The 15,659-nt window shown below is 58.2% G+C and carries 16 protein-coding genes; 6 read left to right on the top strand and 10 right to left on the bottom strand.

The annotated features are described in order from the left end of the window. The first annotated feature begins 7 nt into the window (after positions 1-7). The 4 genes from Q0239_RS09555 (at position 8) to Q0239_RS09540 (ending at position 2,804) form a co-directional block, all read left to right on the top strand. Positions 8-661: a TetR/AcrR family transcriptional regulator gene (locus Q0239_RS09555; RefSeq protein ID WP_298601805.1), complete on the top strand. Its 654-nt coding sequence runs from the start codon at positions 8-10 to the stop codon at positions 659-661. Beyond that, positions 658-1,062: a GFA family protein gene (locus Q0239_RS09550; protein ID WP_298601803.1), complete on the top strand. Its 405-nt coding sequence runs from the start codon at positions 658-660 to the stop codon at positions 1,060-1,062. The genes Q0239_RS09555 and Q0239_RS09550 overlap by 4 nt, the downstream gene beginning before the upstream one ends. Positions 1,063-1,137: 75 nt before the next feature. Further along, positions 1,138-2,049, top strand: a complete 912-nt coding sequence (locus tag Q0239_RS09545; RefSeq protein ID WP_298601800.1) for a DUF2889 domain-containing protein — start codon at positions 1,138-1,140, stop codon at positions 2,047-2,049. After that, positions 2,046-2,804 carry an enoyl-CoA hydratase/isomerase family protein gene (locus Q0239_RS09540; protein ID WP_298601797.1) on the top strand — a complete coding sequence of 253 codons (759 nt, stop codon included), beginning with the start codon at positions 2,046-2,048 and terminating at the stop codon, positions 2,802-2,804. Before Q0239_RS09545 ends, Q0239_RS09540 begins: the two co-directional genes overlap by 4 nt. A gap of 92 nt (positions 2,805-2,896) precedes the next feature. Here Q0239_RS09540 and def read toward each other — a convergent pair whose 3' ends face one another. Together def and recR are read right to left on the bottom strand one after the other, a co-directional pair. Next, positions 2,897-3,454 carry a peptide deformylase gene (gene def / locus Q0239_RS09535; RefSeq protein WP_298601795.1) on the bottom strand — a complete coding sequence of 186 codons (558 nt, stop codon included), beginning with the start codon at positions 3,452-3,454 and terminating at the stop codon, positions 2,897-2,899. Between the two features lie 31 nt (positions 3,455-3,485). Then, on the bottom strand, positions 3,486-4,082 hold the full coding sequence (gene recR / locus Q0239_RS09530) for a recombination mediator RecR (protein ID WP_298601793.1): 597 nt from the start codon (positions 4,080-4,082) through the stop codon (positions 3,486-3,488). 42 nt (positions 4,083-4,124) lie between these two features. On the opposite strand from recR, the gene fmt reads away from it, so the two are divergent. Together fmt and truA are read left to right on the top strand one after the other, a co-directional pair. Beyond that, entirely contained in the window at positions 4,125-5,141 is a 1,017-nt protein-coding gene (gene fmt / locus Q0239_RS09525; protein ID WP_298601790.1) for a methionyl-tRNA formyltransferase, read from the top strand. Beyond that, entirely contained in the window at positions 5,072-5,767 is a 696-nt protein-coding gene (gene truA, locus Q0239_RS09520) for a tRNA pseudouridine(38-40) synthase TruA (RefSeq protein ID WP_298601788.1), read from the top strand. The genes fmt and truA overlap by 70 nt, the downstream gene beginning before the upstream one ends. On the opposite strand, the gene Q0239_RS09515 is transcribed toward truA, so the two are convergent. The 8 genes from Q0239_RS09515 to Q0239_RS09480 form a co-directional block, all read right to left on the bottom strand. Next, positions 5,764-7,656, bottom strand: a complete 1,893-nt coding sequence (locus tag Q0239_RS09515) for an XrtA/PEP-CTERM system amidotransferase (RefSeq protein WP_298601785.1) — start codon at positions 7,654-7,656, stop codon at positions 5,764-5,766. The two genes, truA and Q0239_RS09515, sit on opposite strands and share 4 nt — an antisense overlap. 12 nt (positions 7,657-7,668) lie before the next feature. Then, positions 7,669-9,159, bottom strand: coding sequence for an exosortase A (xrtA, locus tag Q0239_RS09510; protein ID WP_298601782.1), 1,491 nt, complete (start codon positions 9,157-9,159; stop codon positions 7,669-7,671). Beyond that, positions 9,156-10,358 (bottom strand): TIGR03087 family PEP-CTERM/XrtA system glycosyltransferase, encoded by a 1,203-nt coding sequence (locus tag Q0239_RS09505; RefSeq protein WP_298601779.1) that lies wholly within the window; start codon positions 10,356-10,358, stop codon positions 9,156-9,158. The genes xrtA and Q0239_RS09505 overlap by 4 nt, the downstream gene beginning before the upstream one ends. Further along, positions 10,358-11,431, bottom strand: a complete 1,074-nt coding sequence (locus Q0239_RS09500) for a FemAB family XrtA/PEP-CTERM system-associated protein (RefSeq protein ID WP_298601776.1) — start codon at positions 11,429-11,431, stop codon at positions 10,358-10,360. Before Q0239_RS09500 ends, Q0239_RS09505 begins: the two co-directional genes overlap by 1 nt. Beyond that, on the bottom strand, positions 11,428-12,270 hold the full coding sequence (locus Q0239_RS09495) for an XrtA system polysaccharide deacetylase (RefSeq protein WP_298601773.1): 843 nt from the start codon (positions 12,268-12,270) through the stop codon (positions 11,428-11,430). The genes Q0239_RS09500 and Q0239_RS09495 overlap by 4 nt, the downstream gene beginning before the upstream one ends. A gap of 27 nt (positions 12,271-12,297) precedes the next feature. Further along, entirely contained in the window at positions 12,298-13,380 is a 1,083-nt protein-coding gene (locus Q0239_RS09490) for an XrtA/PEP-CTERM system-associated ATPase (protein ID WP_298601769.1), read from the bottom strand. A 28-nt stretch (positions 13,381-13,408) separates the two neighbouring features. After that, the gene (locus tag Q0239_RS09485; RefSeq protein ID WP_298601766.1) at positions 13,409-15,100 is read right to left on the bottom strand and encodes a hypothetical protein; all 1,692 of its coding nucleotides are present in this window, start codon (positions 15,098-15,100) and stop codon (positions 13,409-13,411) included. 1 nt (position 15,101) lies between these two features. Beyond that, the coding region (locus tag Q0239_RS09480; protein WP_298601764.1) for an AAA family ATPase at positions 15,102-15,659 on the bottom strand (558 nt) is incomplete at its 5' end.

Genomic DNA, 15,659 nt, shown 5'->3' with positions numbered 1-15,659 from the left:
TGAATTCATGGGGGCTTCGGTAAGACCCAAGGCGAAACGTGGCAGGCCGCTTAAGCCGCTGATCACAAAAGAAGCGGCAGTTGATGCGGCGATTGTGCTGGTCGAGCAGGAGGGCATTGACTCACTAAGCGTCCAGGGCGTCGCCCGTGCCATGGGTGTGACCGCACCGTCGCTTTATTATCATTTCAAGGACAAGGACGAACTGCTTCAGCTCGTTGCCCGGGCATTGCTGCGCGAAGTCGGCGCAGAGGGCGGCGATGCGACCGGGTGGAAAGGGCGTGCCATCGCGCTGGCCGTTGCCACACGGCGCACCATATTACGCCATCCCAATGCCGCCCCGCTGATGCTACGCTATTTCCCGCGCAATGTGATGCTGGGGGCCTATGAAGCGACACTCGCAATCTGCCCCTACCCTTCAGAGCATCATATGGCGATCCTCGAGGCGCTGGAAAAAATCACCTATGGCGCATCGCTGTTCGCAGCGGCCGCCGAAGCGCATCATATTCCGGCCATGCCGGTATTTGATGCGAACCGCTTCCCTAAACTTGCCGAAGCGCTCGCCAAGGCGCCGGAAGACGAAGCATTGTTTGTCGAAACGCTGGAGCTGATGTTCGATGGCTTCGAAGCCCGTTACGGGAAAAACAAAAGGAAATCCAAATGATTGAGGGTGGATGCAACTGCGGAGCCATACGCTACAAATTCGAAGGCAATCCCGTCGTGGTTGCGCAATGTCATTGCAAAAATTGCCAGCGCCAATCGGGCAGCGCCTTTTCGGTCAATCTGATGGTTCCGGTTGCTGGCGTCACAACTACTGGCGAGCTCACCACTTATGAAGATCGCGACACAAGATCAGGCAATCCGGTTTATCGCCGGTTCTGCGGCAACTGCGGTTCGCCGATTTTCTCTGACCTTGCCGAAGGCAATGGCATGACTATCGTCAAAGCGGGCACGCTGGATGATCCGACACCGTTCAAGCCCGCAGTGAGCGTGTGGACGTTGACGAAAATGCCGTGGGTCGATCTTCCCGAAGGCCAGCGCGGATTTCCGGAAAATGCGGGCTGATTAAAGCCCGCTTGGTTTTTCCGGCAGGAACACGATCTTGATCTCGACATTTTCTGGCCCGACGGCCGCGAAGGATTGTCGCATATCATCGGTCGGGCGCGGGACATTTTCAGTGATACAGGTGGCGAATTCCATGTGCTGGATACAGCCGAAATTGAAGCCAATGCCCATATCACCCGCGAACTGGTCAATGCGCGGACAATTCCCGAAGATGCGCGCCTCGACGCGCTGTCCGGTGTCCGCGCGGGCGGCCAATTGCGCAGCGCGCTTCGGTGGCTTTTCCCGGAAGCAGCCGATCGCGATATTGCACAATATCTTCTGCTCGACGATCTTGCGGGAGCGACCCTGGTATCAAGTTGGGGCTGGTTCGCCTGGGAAGGTTTCAGCAGGGAACTGGCCGACCGGATTCATACTCACGGCATCGGTGGCAATCAGGGCGATATGCGCGGTGCGTGCATTGGCTTTGCCGAAGGCTCAACTTCGATAAGCGACATAGGCCATCCGCATATCGAACAGCAGAGTTCGGCTATTGTGCCGTCGTTGGTCAATTCTGAAGATCCCGATGGCTGGCATGCCTTTCCGGAGATCAAGGGACCGCATTCGCGCCGGGCGCGATGGATTGATCTGTCAATCGACGGCGATACCCTTTTCGTCGAAACCGGATTTCAGGATAGCGCTGCGCGGCAGGACGGGCTGCGACAGGCAATCCACGAATATCGCGCAACCGCACGGGTCGATGCCGCAGATGGACAGATTTTGTCCTTGACCGCCACGCCTTATGTTCTTCCCCATCAGGAATGCCCGGCTGCAGTTGCGAATATACAGCGCCTCGTGGGCCAGAACATTGCCGCACTTCGCGATATAGTTCCGCAGATGCTGGCGAAGGAAATGGGGTGCACCCATCTCAACGACGTTTTGCGCGCACTTTCAGCGACGCAAAGTCTTTCGTCGCAATTACATCTCGCTATCCATGGAGACGGCATATGAGCGACGACGTCTGTCTGGATACCAGCGATGGTGCCGTCTGGACCATTACGCTGAACCGCCCGCAGGCGATGAATGCAATTACTATGTCCATGGCAGCACGTTTGCAGGAGATCTTAGCCGATGCAGCAACCGATAAAAATGCCAGATGCCTGGTTATCACAGGCGCTGGAGAGGGAGCATTTTCGGCGGGCTTTGATATCAAGGAAATGGCGGATTTTGACAATGAAGCGATGCGCGATGCGTTCGTGCAACGTGACCCGCTGTTCAAAGCGATCGCATTGCATCCACTCCCGATAATCGCCGCAGTGAATGGCAAAGCTTTCGGTGCCGGCGCTTTGATCGCCGCTGCATCTGATTTCCGAATCGCCGGACCTAATGCGGAGTTCAAGGTTACTGCAGTCAACTATGGCAGTGCGAATGCAACTTGGTCGCTGCCCCGACTGGTGGGCCTGTCGAGAGCGACGCATATTTTAATGACTGGCCGGATCGTCAAAGCAAGCGAAGGGCTTATGATGGGATTGTTCGATGAAATAGCGAATGCCGCCGCCTTAGACGCCGCACTTGAACTTGCAGCACAGATCGCATCAAAGCCAGTATCCGCAATTCGTGCAATTAAGGCGCTCACAAACCGATCAATGAACCGGGACATTGATACCGCCTGGCAGGCAGAGTTCGATCACGTACACGAACAACTAAGTTCCAGTGACGGGGGTGGCGAAGAGATTTTTGATACATTTCTATCGAAGAAGAAATGAAGCTGTCGCCTCCAATAGCCAACCGACCTTTCTGAGCGGACATGAACTCTCGGTTTCATTCCGAGAGGCTTGCTATTTCCCAGATGGTTAGATCAGGCAGCGGCCTTGCGCTGTTTTTCCAGTTTCTTCAGCACCATCTGACGCTTCAGGCGCGACAGATGGTCGATGAAGAGAATGCCTTCGAGATGGTCCATCTCATGCTGAAGACAGGTGGCCATCAGGCCTTCCATCTCTTCCTCATGCACCTTGCCATCCAGATCTTGCCAGCGGGCACGGATTGCGGCGGGGCGTTCGACCTCAGCAAATTGATCCGGCACCGACAGGCAACCTTCGGTGTAAGTCGAATGCTCATCGGAAGGATCAAGTATTTCAGGATTGATGAAGATACGCGGATTGCGAACGACTTCATGATCATGGTTGCAATGTTCGCCATGCCCATGGTCATGTTCTGCAGGTTCCTGCAGGTCGATCACCAATATACGTTTCGGCACGCCAACCTGAATAGCGGCGAGACCGATGCCCGGCGCATCGTACATCGTATCAAACATATCCTCGACGAGCTTTTTCAGCCCTTCGTCAAATTCGGTGACGGGGGTCGAGATGGTTTTGAGCCGCGGATCGGGCACTTCGAGGATCGGTAATATGGCCATAGCGCTAAAATAGGGGCTGGTTGGGCCAGCGTCAACCGACCGGACGACGGGCACGTAACGCCTGCGCCAAAGTGCCTTCGTCGAGATAATCAAGTTCGCCGCCGACGGGGACACCATGCGCCAGTTGTGTCAGGCGGATGGGATAGCTTTCCAGCCGCTCGGCTAGGTAATGAGCAGTGGTTTGCCCCTCCAGCGTGGCGTTCATCGCTAGCACCACCTCGTCAATGCCGCCTTCGGCCACGCGCGCAACCAGACCATCAATATTGAGATCCTCGGGCCGTACCCCGTCCAAGGCAGAAAGCCGACCACCTAGAACGTGATATTTGCCGGGAAACAAACGCGAGCGATCAAGTGCCCACAGGTCCGACACATCTTCTACGACACACAGTGCGCGGGTATCGCGGCGGGGATCGGCGCATATGCCGCAAGGATCACTGGTATCGATATTACCACAAGTCGAACAGGTCTTCAGCCGCTCCTCAACCATTTCGAGCGCGCGAAGCAAGGGCTGCAACACCGTCTCGCGCTTTTTCATCAAGTGAAGAACAACGCGGCGGGCCGAGCGCGGGCCGAGACCGGGAAGCCGCGACAATGCCTGTGCCAATGCGTCTATTTCTTGCGATGCCATGCCGCGAGCATTAGGGGCCTTTGCCGAAAAGGAAAGACTTGGATGCGCCTGATATTCATGGGGACCCCGGATTTTGCCGTGCCGACGCTGAACGCGCTGGTCGATGCGGGACATGATGTGGTCGCGGTCTATTCGCAGCCGCCCCGCCCAGCCAATCGCGGTAAGAAGCTGACGCCCTCAGCCGTGCATGCACGTGCAGTGGAATTGGGGCTGGAAGTGCGCACGCCGGTGTCGCTCAAAGGCGCTGACGAACAGGCTGCGTTTTCGGCATTGGATGCCGATGCGGCAATCGTTGCGGCCTATGGCCTGCTGTTGCCCCAACCCATTCTCGACGCGCCTAAATATGGTTGCCTGAATGTCCACGGCTCGCTCCTTCCACGCTGGCGCGGCGCGGCGCCTGTGCAGCGCGCAATATTGGCCGGTGATGCAGAAACGGGTGTGATGGTGATGCAGATGGAGGCCGGACTTGATACCGGACCTGTACGCGCCACCGCGCGGACGCCGATCGATCGCAAAACTGCTGGCGAATTGACCGATGAACTGGCGCGGCTGGGTGCCAAGCTGATGGTCGACGTGCTGGCAGATATCGACAACCATCCAGCGGTTGCGCAGCCTGAAGAGGGCGTGACCTATGCCCGGAAAATCGAAAAGAGCGAGGCTCGGCTGGATTTCAACCAAAGCGCCGTCGCCGTCGAACGTCAGGTCCGTGCATTCAACCCGGTTCCAGGGGCATTTTTTGAGTATCAAGGCGAGCGGTATCGGGTGTTGGCTGCTGACATCGTTGAAGCTGGCGGAACAAGCGGCATAACCATCGACGACGAACTGGTAATCGCTTGTGCAACCGCCGCCATCCGCCCGACCATCATCCAACGCGCCGGAAAACCCGCAATGCCCCTCCCGGATTTTCTGCGAGGGAACAAAATACCGGCGGGCAACGTCCTTTTACTACCCGTTTCTACCTTACCTTCGAATTTGATGGCACGCCCTTTATGGGCTGGCAACGGCAGGGGCATGGCCCGTCGGTGCAGCAGTCGATCGAGGAAGCGATTGGCCGTGTGACCGGCGAGGAAGCTGTACTAAACGCTGCCGGGCGCACCGATGCCGGCGTACATGCGCTGGCGATGCGGGCACATGTCAAACTGGCGAAGGATATCGAACCCTTTCGCTTGATGGAAGCCATCAATGCGCAGTTACGACCGCAGCCGATTGCCATCCTCGCTTGCGAAACCGTTCCCGATGATTGGCATGCGCGCTTTTCCTGCATCGGGCGCGAATATGTTTATCGGATCGCAAACCGTCGCGCACCGCTGGCGCTGGAAGCGCATCGGGCATGGAAAGTACCGCAGCCGCTCGATGCAGATGCGATGCATGAAGCGGCGCAGCGCCTTGTCGGCCTCCACGACTTTACCACTTTCCGTTCGGCGCATTGCCAATCGGATAGCCCTGTGAAGACGCTCGACCGGCTGGACGTGCGGCGCGAGGGTGAGCATGTGCTGATCGAGGCAGCGGCCCGCAGTTTCCTGCACCATCAGGTGCGATCGATGGTCGGCTGCCTTGCCTTTGTCGGCATGGGGCGCTGGAGTGCGGATGATTTGCAATCCGCATTGGAGGCAAAAGATCGCGCCGCGCTTGCGCTGAATGCGCCCCCTGAGGGGTTATATTTCGTTAGGGCGATTTACCCTTAGCCAAAAATCCGTGCGACCGATTTTTCGAGCATCAGCAGTTGCCACAGCAGACGGCTGTGGTCCGACCGGCCCGAAATATGCTCTTCAGCCAGCTTGGCGATTTCTACACTTTCGAACCAGCCAGTCCGCGCCAAAGTGGTGTTCGATGCAATCCCGCGCGCGGTTTCCGCCAATGGCCCGCGGAACCACTGGGCAATCGGTGTCACAAAGCCCATTTTGGGGCGGTAGAGGATGTCGTCGGGCAGATAGCGTTCCATCGTGCGCTTCATCAGCCACTTCCCCTGCCCACCACGAACACGCATATTTTCGGGCAAGGACGCCGCAAATTCGAGCAGACGGTGGTCGAGCAACGGTTCACGCGCCTCAAGCCCCACCGCCATACTGGTGCGATCGACCTTGGTCAGGATATCGCCGGGCAGCCACAGCTTCATATCGGCATATTGCGCCTGGTCGAGCCCGCTACGCGCCGGGGCATTTTCCATCAACCGATGCATATGATATTCGGCACGATAACCGCGAAGCAACTGCTGAGTGCGATGCGAATAAAGCCGGTCGCGAATATGCGGCGGGGTAACGCCAACCGCTTCGGCATAGCCCTCTGCTCCCGTCCGTGCGAGCGACAGCAGCGTCGTTTTAGCACGCAAGGGGCGCGGCGCCCAATCGGCCTTGGGATAGAGCCGACCCAACATTCCGAATAACGGGCCGCGAATGGTTTGCGGCAACAGGCCGCGCATCCGCTCTTCACCATGGTGGAAGACATGGCGGCGATAGCCAGCCAGCGCTTCGTCCGCACCATCGCCCGATAGCGCCACAGTTACATGCTCGCGCGCCATTTCGCTGACGCGATAGGTGGGCAAGGCAGAAGCATCGGCAAAAGGCTCATCAAAATGGAAGGCGAGTGTATCGATCAGGCCATAATCGTCAGCCGCAACTATCTTGTTATGATGCTCTGTCAGAAAGCGCTTGGCGATGCGGTTGGCATATTCGCTCTCATCCAAATCGCCGACATCGAAGCCTATCGAGCAGGTCTTGACCGGTAGGCGCGATGCCTCGGCCATCAAGGCCACGACGCTGCTGCTATCAACGCCGCCCGAGAGGAAGGCACCCAAAGGCACATCGGCGACCATGCGGCTGAGCACCGCCTGCCGCATAAGCCGGAGCAGTTCCTCCTGCAATTCGGCTTCGCTGCCTTTCATACGGTTCGAAAAATCGAGGTCCCAATATTGGGTAGGAGCAGGCTCTGGCTTACCCTGACACAACAGCCAATAATGCCCTGCTGCGAGCTTCTGAACGCCCGCCACGATACAGCCATGATCCGGAACATAGCCGAAGGCCAGATAGTCATCGACCATCGCCAGATCTGGCTCCCGCCGCAGCGCGGGATGTTCGAGCAGCGCCTTGAGTTCCGAACCGAAGATTACGCTGCCGTCGGCCAAACGCGCATGGTACAGCGGTTTCACCCCAAGCCGATCGCGCGCCAGCAACAATTGCCGGTTGGCCTGATCGTATAGCGCGAACACAAACATTCCGTGCAGCCGCTCGACGCATTTCGGGCCCCAAGCGCGATAGGCCTCTAAAATCACTTCGCTGTCGCTGTGCGTGCGGAACTGGTGGCCCATTGCCTCCAACTCTTTGCGCAGCTCTTGGAAATTGTAGATTTCGCCGTTGAAGGAAAGCGCATAACGCTCATCCTCGGTCAGCATCGGCTGTGCGCCACCGCCCAGATCGATAATCGACAGACGCCGATGGCCAAGACCAATGCCCGGCGCAGTCCAAACGCCCGAACCGTCAGGCCCGCGATGCGCAATCGCATCGGTCATCCGCCTGACGCGTTCTGGGTCGACCGGCTTAGAGCTTTCGACATGGAAGATACCGGCGATGCCGCACATGATTACAGCGCCTTAGTCCAGACCAGCCATGCGGTCAGCCAGTTTATCGATATCCCGAATCGAATTGAGGAACGAGTCGATGGCCGGACGCGGATTTTCCCGGCCCTTTTGCTCAGCCGAGACCAATATCGCCACCGCCTGCTGGTTTCCGCCCAGCAGTTTCGCCTTGAGCGTCGCCATTTTTACAGCGGTAGCGGAACCGCTGGTCGTGCCGTTCACGCGGTAAAAACTAACCACATCGCGATGATGCTGACTCTTGGTTCCGATGCGCTCGCAACGGGCGTCGGCTGGCGCTTGGCAATTCTCGTTCCACGACCAATCACTTTTGCCGCCTGCAGCACCTTGCCCAAAACCAACCAGTTCGCGGCCTTCAGACTGGCGGTCATATACCGCAACATAGAGATCGACCTCTTGCCCTTGCGCATCGCGATAGCGGCCGAGCAGAGTGTGGCTGGCCTTGGCAAATTGCGGCTTCCAGGGATGTAATGGGCGATAATCGACCCGCGCCCAACCTGCCACTTCGGGCAAATCTATTTGTGCAGGAACAGGCGATGCCCGGTTGGCGATATAGGTGCTCCATCCGAACGGAAGAAGCACGATTGCCGCAATCGCACCCAATGCGATCGCCGGTTTCAACGCAGTGCCGGAAACTTTCACCAGCTGATCCGCATGAATCGCTTGCACGTCCGCCACCCGATCGAAAAACGGCCAACCTGCGGCCATCACCATGGCGATCACGATACCGAAAAACACCCAGCCGAAAATCACATGGTCAAAGCTGGCGGCAAAATCGAGATTGCCGTGATGCGCGATATAGATGGTAGCGAAGGCGCGCAATCCGTTGGCGATAATCGGGATGATGATACAGGCCGCCATGAAGGCGATGCGGCGCGGCCAGCTTTTGAAACACAGGTTGGAAACCAGTGCCCCCAAGGCGACCATCGCGACGAGAAATTTCACCCCGGAGCAAGCCTCTGCAACGCGGAACAGCGCGGTGGGCGTGGCAATGTAGATACCGTCGATATGCGCAGGGATTCCTGTCAGGCCGAGCAACCACATGCACATTTCGGCGGTGATGGTCTGCAAGGCTGGCACGAATTCCTCGCCAAACGGCACGAGGAAGAACATATAGAAGAGCGGAAACAGCAGTCCGCGCGTAACCGCCGGACCTAGCAGCAACGCCACACTGCCCTGCAACAGCATCACCAGCCCCGCATGCCGCGCCAGCGCCACCCCGGCCGCATCGCCGAGCAGCCAACCAAAAGACGCAGCGGCCATCCAGACCAGCGGAAGCGCCCATGGCTTTGGTTCAAGTTTGGCCAGTTCGGGTTTGCGCTGATCCACCAGCCACCACAGGATCGGGATGATGAGCAGGCAATGGTTGAAGGTCGAGCTGTTCCACCAGATCGAAGCCATATCCGCCGCATCGCGCCAGAACAGCGCCAGCAGCGCCGCCCAGACGATGCCGAGGCGTGCGAGCGATGTCCGCCAGTTGGCGGTCATTTTGCAGCCTCGCCTTTTATCAGCGTTTCAAGCGGTGCAAGCTGCGCATCCCAGCCATAATGGGCAATCACATGCGCACGGGCCTCTGCTCCTAGTCGCAGGCGCTCGTAGGTATCGGACAGCAGCGCCGAGACCTTGGCGGCCTCTTCCTCAACATTTTTGGCGACCAGCAGATGCTTGTCAACAACCGCGTCGATACCTTCAGCGGCGGCGCTGGACGCGACAACAGGCTTGGCCATCGCCATTGCCTCCAGCACCTTGTTCTGGATACCGCGAGCAATGCGCAATGGTGCAACGACGACATCGGCGCCTGCAAGCCATGTGCGCACATCATCGACCGCGCCTGTCACCTGCACACCGGGCAGCGCGGATAGCTCGACAACGGCAGGCGTCGGATTGCGCCCGACAATCGCGAAAGTGGTTTCCGGATGCGCCTGCCGGATGGTTGGCATAGCATTGCGCGCAAAATCGCTGACAGCTTCGATATTGGGGCGATAATCCATCTGTCCGGTGAAGACGATCAGGGGATCGGGAAAGACCGGATGGAGTTTCTTGAACTTCGCAGTCGGGTCATAGAAAACCGTGTCGATACCGTTTCCCAGCGCAGTAACGTTGGCCGCCCCGCTTCGCTCACGGAACAGCGCGGCTTCGGCTTCGCTGACAAACAGGCTGGCATCGGCGCGCTCGGCAATTTCGCTTTCAAAGTCGGAAAGCTTCTTCGCTTCGCGCGCATAGACCCAGCGCATCAGCGCATTGCCTTCGCTCGCATAGCTTTCAAACTTGGCACTGTCGACGTCGACAAAATCCATGATGAATCGGCCATCGAAATCGGCTGAGACATATTGTGCCATCTGCCCCGAGAAGACGAAGATGTGGCTGATCGATCCGCTTGCCAGACGTTCATTCACCCAGTCCTGCATCGCTTTCGAACCGAAGGCGGTCAGCGAGACCGGTTTGCCGCTCGCCAGTGCTTCAACACCTGAAAACCAACTGGGCTTGTCACGCAGCTCTACTTGCAGCGACGCCAGACCCGCCCGCTCAGCTTCGGCACATTCGATGTCGCGCGCGTCATCGGCGAAGGCGCCGACATGCACCGGGGCCATCGTCTGCAGTTTTTTGAGGATATGGAAGGAACGGATCTTGTCTCCGCGGTCCGGGGGCCAGGGGACGCGGTGGGCGAGAAACAATATTTCGCGCATCAGCCGAGACCCTTGGAAATCCAGGGACCAATCAGATTGGCGATGGGCAAAGGCAGTTTCTGCCATGCAGAGACAACTGACCTATATTTCGCGCTGTTCGGGTTCACGTCGCGTGGCTCCGATCCGTCCGCCGTCCGCAAAGAATAAGACAGAGGTTCCGGTTCGAACCCCCAGTTTTTCTTGAAGAAATAGGCCCCGGAATCGACTTTTGATCGCCCGAAATCAAACCGCGTGCAGCCGCGCCGGCGCCCATGGTTCATCAGCGCATAATACATCACATCATTGGCCCGCAGCGCGCGCGCTTCCCACACACCCCCGCCCCAATAGGGCATGACCGCGCCATTAAAGTACAGGCTTAGAACACTCGCCACCGGTTTGCCATCAGACAGCACGGTCAAGATATCGGCATCATTGCCAAAGGCTTTCAGCGTCTCCGCCATCAACGCGCGCGGGAAGACCGGCGTACCCAGATTGCGCACACTTTCGGCGTAAACTCGGTAGTGCCAGTCGAGATCGCGCTGGCCATTGCCGGTTTCGATCTTGAGCCCCTTATCAAGCCCCTTACGCACCTCTGCGCGCTGTTTGCGTGGAATGGCGAGTAGTTCTGCTTCGTCATCCGCCGCCAATGCGCGCTCAAAATTGGCGTGCGCGTCACTTTTGACAATCCATCCCTGATGCGGGACTGCTCCGCCGCGCAATTCGGTAGTCGGACATTTGAGTTCAACGGCAAGGTCCCAAACGGCATCGGCGAGCCCATCGGCAACGCCCTGCGATCTGGCCAATATACCGCCGCCCACCGCAAAACCGCTCGAAACCAGAGCGCGCCCGAACAGGGGAGAGCCGACAGCGTGCAGTGGCACCAAGCCAGCAATGTCACCCGCTTCATTTTCCGCTACTAGGCAATAGGCCTTGTTGCCGGTTCCGCGTTCAATGGCATTGAGCCAGCACGGCAAATGAAAGGGCGTTGCACCTTGCTGTTCACGCACCCAGGAATCGATCCGCTTGGCTTCATCGGCAAAGGTCAGATTGGCCCTGCGCACTGCCACCCGTTCATGGACCAAAGGCGCATTCATGCGATTTTGGCCTTTTCCAACGCCACGATGCGGTCAAGACGATCCCACTGGAAATCCGACATCAGCCGCTCCAGCTTGCCCGCCATCGCATCAAGCTTTGTATAATGGCGCAGCTTCGATTTGAGTGGCGCATTGGCGACACGCGGCTGGCCCGGATCGATTTCCCAAGGGTGGAAATAGATGATGCCGGGACGCGCCTCTGCATTCACCTGACGCACCGCCCAACGCGAATAGGCGTAGGGCAGCATGCGGAAAAAGCCACCGCCACCCGCACCGATCCGGCGCGATCCAAGCATGGCTGTGGTCACCGGTATTTCGACAAAATCGCTGCCTGCTATCGGGTGGAAGGCGAAGCGCGGAGCGTCCGCCCAGCCATAATGGTCGTGCGCGATCGGGTTGATACTCGACGAATAGACATAGCCTTGCTCGGCCATGATTTCGTGCGCCCAAGGCGTGTTCGGGTTGATCGAAAAACTGGGCGCGCGATAGCCCCTTACGGCGACCCCGCCAGCATCCTCAATCGTCTTGCGCGAACGTTGAAGGTCAGCGGCAAATTGCTGCGGAGTAAAAGTGAAGACGCGATCATGGTTCTGGCCGTGATTGCCCAATTCATGGCCGGCATCGGCAATTCGCCGGATCAATGCCGGATAGCGTTCTGCGACCCATCCGAGGGTGAAAAAGGTCGCCTTGACACCTGCCTCATCGAACATGGCGAGCAGCGTATCGGTGTTACGCTCGACACGGCATTCGCACGCATCCCAGCTATCGCGCGAGATTACATTCTCGAACGCCCCGACTTGAAACCAGTCTTCAACATCGACCGACAACGCATTGTACAAAGGATAAAACCCTTCATCCTTTAAAGATCAGGCTGCGCGCATATCCCGCATGCGGGCCGCAAGCGACTGGTTTTCCTTTTCCATCCAATCGATCAGCATGGCAAGCACCCGGCGCATGGTGACATCCTGCGCCGCCATGCGTGCTTCTATCTGATCAATGCGCGATGCCAGTGCCTGAAACTGCGCAGAATCAAGTGCAGCAACAGAGGTTTGAGCTTTCGCCGCAGCGCGAACAGATGCACTGGGTACCGGCTCGGCCAACGGCGCATGCGATGCCATGGTGTCATCATATGCGAACGGCTTTCCGTTCATGTCGACAATCACCGCTTCGACCAGCGCTGCATCGATAGTGTCGGTTTGCTCGACCGCGCCCATGAGCAGGCATCGGTTCATGACGGCGTTCAGCTTGCGCGGTACGCCGCCGGTTTCGTTGTACAGCGCGTCATAGGCATCTGCGGTCAGTTGCGGGCGACCGGTCCAGCCAGCGCGCTCCAGCCGGTGCTCTATATAAGGCTGCACTTCATCTGCATCCATAGCTTCCAGATGGTGCGTTGCAATCACCCGCTGGCGCAGCTGCTCCAGTTCGGGCGCAGTCTGCAGCAGATTGCGGAACTCCGGCTGACCGAGCAGGAATATTTGCAGCAGCGCGCTCGAACCCAGCTGGAAATTCGAGAGCATACGCAATTCTTCCAGCGCATCGACCGCCAGATTCTGCGCTTCGTCCACCACCAGCAGGCAACGACGCCCGGCACGCGCCTCGGCATGGAGGAAATTCTCGATTGCCTTCAGCGTTGCAGCCTTGTCCATTCCGCGGGTGTCGATGGCAAAGCTTTCGGCAGTCATCTGTACCAGGTCGACGGCGTCGAGCTGGCTGGTGACAATCGTCGCAGCTGTCAGCCGCGCCTTGTCGACCGTCTGCATCAAATGGCTGACCAAGGTCGATTTGCCCGAACCCACCTCACCGGTGATGACGATGAATCCCTCGCCCTGCGCCAGACCATAGCCCAGATAAGACAGCGCCTTACGATGCGTTCCGCTTTCAAAATAATAATGCGGATCGGGCGTTAGCTGGAATGGGCGTCCCGACAGGCCGTAATATTGATCGTACATAGTCTTCTAACTTCCCTGTCAGTTGGACTTAAAAGCTGTAGCGCAGCCCGAGCAACGCCGACGCGGTGACATCACCATCGGCATCTTCAGGCTTCACGCTGTCGATACCGACAGCTGCACCCGCCGAAAGCCCGCGCCACAGCTGGCGATAATAGGCCGCATTGGCGCCAACGCTATAGACATCGGACGCCAGCGCGAAACCCGGATCGACATAATTGCCGTAAACATTTGTCTCAAACCGCGAACGGCGATCCAGATCGCGCCCCAGAAAACCTGCGACATAATAGTTTTCATCAATAATCCCGGACATTTCGGGCAGAGCGCCGATTGCCGAGGTCAGATATTTGTTCCGATTATAGCCGATGGCGAGGCCAGTATCCCAGCCAGCGCTGTTGGTGACTGCAGATGCCTGTATGCCGCGCGACCGGAAGGCAACCGGACGAAGCGAGTTCAGTGCATTATTGAAGCAAGTGGTTCCGCCATTACCAAAAGTACAACTTCCCAAATCGCCCGACAGCGGATTGCGGATTGTTGTAAATTGCGTCGGCAATGCAGCGAGCGTGCGGTTTAGCGAACCGCCAAAGCCCGAGATTGTGTCGTAAACCGACACATTCACGGCCATCCGTTCAGTCGGTGTATAGTTGAAGCTGCCAATATAGCTATCGGTGCCGTAACGGTGCCCATAGCGCGCCTCAAGCGAGGTACGTTTGCTGGGCCGCCAGAGCACCCCGGCATCCCAGATCAACCCGTCGCTTTCATAAACACTGAGCCGGGGAGAAGCGGGATCGGTAACATATCGTCCGCCAGGCGTTACGATAGGCGCGCCCAGACTGTCGCGTAATACGTCACGCTCGCTGATGCGGACATCTTCATAGCCTACGCCGCCGACCACCGCGAGCGTCGGGCTGACTGGAACGGTGATATCCACACGCGCATATTTGTCATCAACGCGCTGATCGAGTTGGCTGGCATCCTCGCGATTCCAGCCTGCGCCCACGGCCCAGCCAAAGGGCAATTTGCCTGGCTGCATACCGACCGACGCGGCCGCAGCGTGGCTGACGCTATCGTCAAATGTCGGGACCGGACGCTGGCCGGCCGGTAGTGGTCCAACATTGCCGCTTTCAACCTTGGTATAGCCTGCACGATAGGCGGCGTTGACCGAAAGGTCACCGACGCGGGCGGCAAAGCTCGGACCGGTATAGACCGAATAGACCTGACTGACATTGTCTTCGCGACCAGCAAAGTTGCCCGCAGAGCCGGCGCGATTGTCTATTGTCGCGCGGCTGGCATAGCCGCCTGCTTCGATCGTCAGGTTGCGCGTTACCCGCGCAGAGCCACGGGCCAAACCGCTGATGATATCCTGATCACGGACATCATTGTCCCAGCCGATCAGCCGTTCATAACGAACATTGACCTGCGCCTCGGCATTGCGTTCGGCAACCGACATGTCGACACCCACCGCAATAGTCGAATAGGTCAGCACATCGCCGCCATCGTCCAGATCGGCGAGCAACACCTGCTGCGCCTCGATATAGGGACGGATTTCGGCCCGGCGCGAACTGCCCTTCTTCGCCTTGGCTGGCGCTTCAGCGGCGGGTGCGCCATCGTCCATATCCGACCAATCGGTGTCCAGAAGCTGCGCATGCGCAACCGATGGCAGCGCGATCAGCGCGGCGGAAGCGAGAAGCAGCTTGATTCCGGCTTGAGTTTGGCTGGGCATTTTATGCTCCATATCCATAATAGTTGCCGAACTTTCGTCCGGTGGGGGAGAATTTGGCTCGGTTGAGCAGCAGCTGGATATTCTCGCAGCCGCTCAACAATGAGAGAGCGTCGCGCAAGGCGGTTTCAGTGGTTACATCGGCATGGACGACCATGACGGCTTGTCCGACATGCAGCGCGAGCACCGAAGCCGGTGATGCGGCGAGCGCGGGCGGCGAATCAAATATAATGATTCGCGTCGGATCGTGGCTGGTCAGTTGATCCAGCACGGCAGCAGTACGCGCGGCGGCCAGATATTCGGTATCCTGATTGGTCTGCGCACCAGCGGGCAACACAGACAGCCCCTCGACATCGGTCTCGATGACAAGATCTTCAACATCGATCAAAGGATCGGCGAGGGCATCCATCAGCCCGCGTCCACCTTCAATGCCCAGCCGAGCCAGCACGCTGGGCTTTGCGAAATCGGCGTCGACCAAAAGGACGCGATTGTCCTTTTCCGTCGCCATCGACAGCGCGAGATTGACCGCGCAGAAGGTCTTGCCCTCATTGGGGTTTGCCGA

Origin of the sequence: uncultured Sphingorhabdus sp., from assembly GCF_937872355.1 — a bacterium.
GTDB lineage: Bacteria > Pseudomonadota > Alphaproteobacteria > Sphingomonadales > Sphingomonadaceae > Sphingorhabdus_B.
The sequence above is the reverse complement of the archived record's forward strand: the minus strand, read 5'-3'. Positions and strand labels throughout refer to the sequence as shown.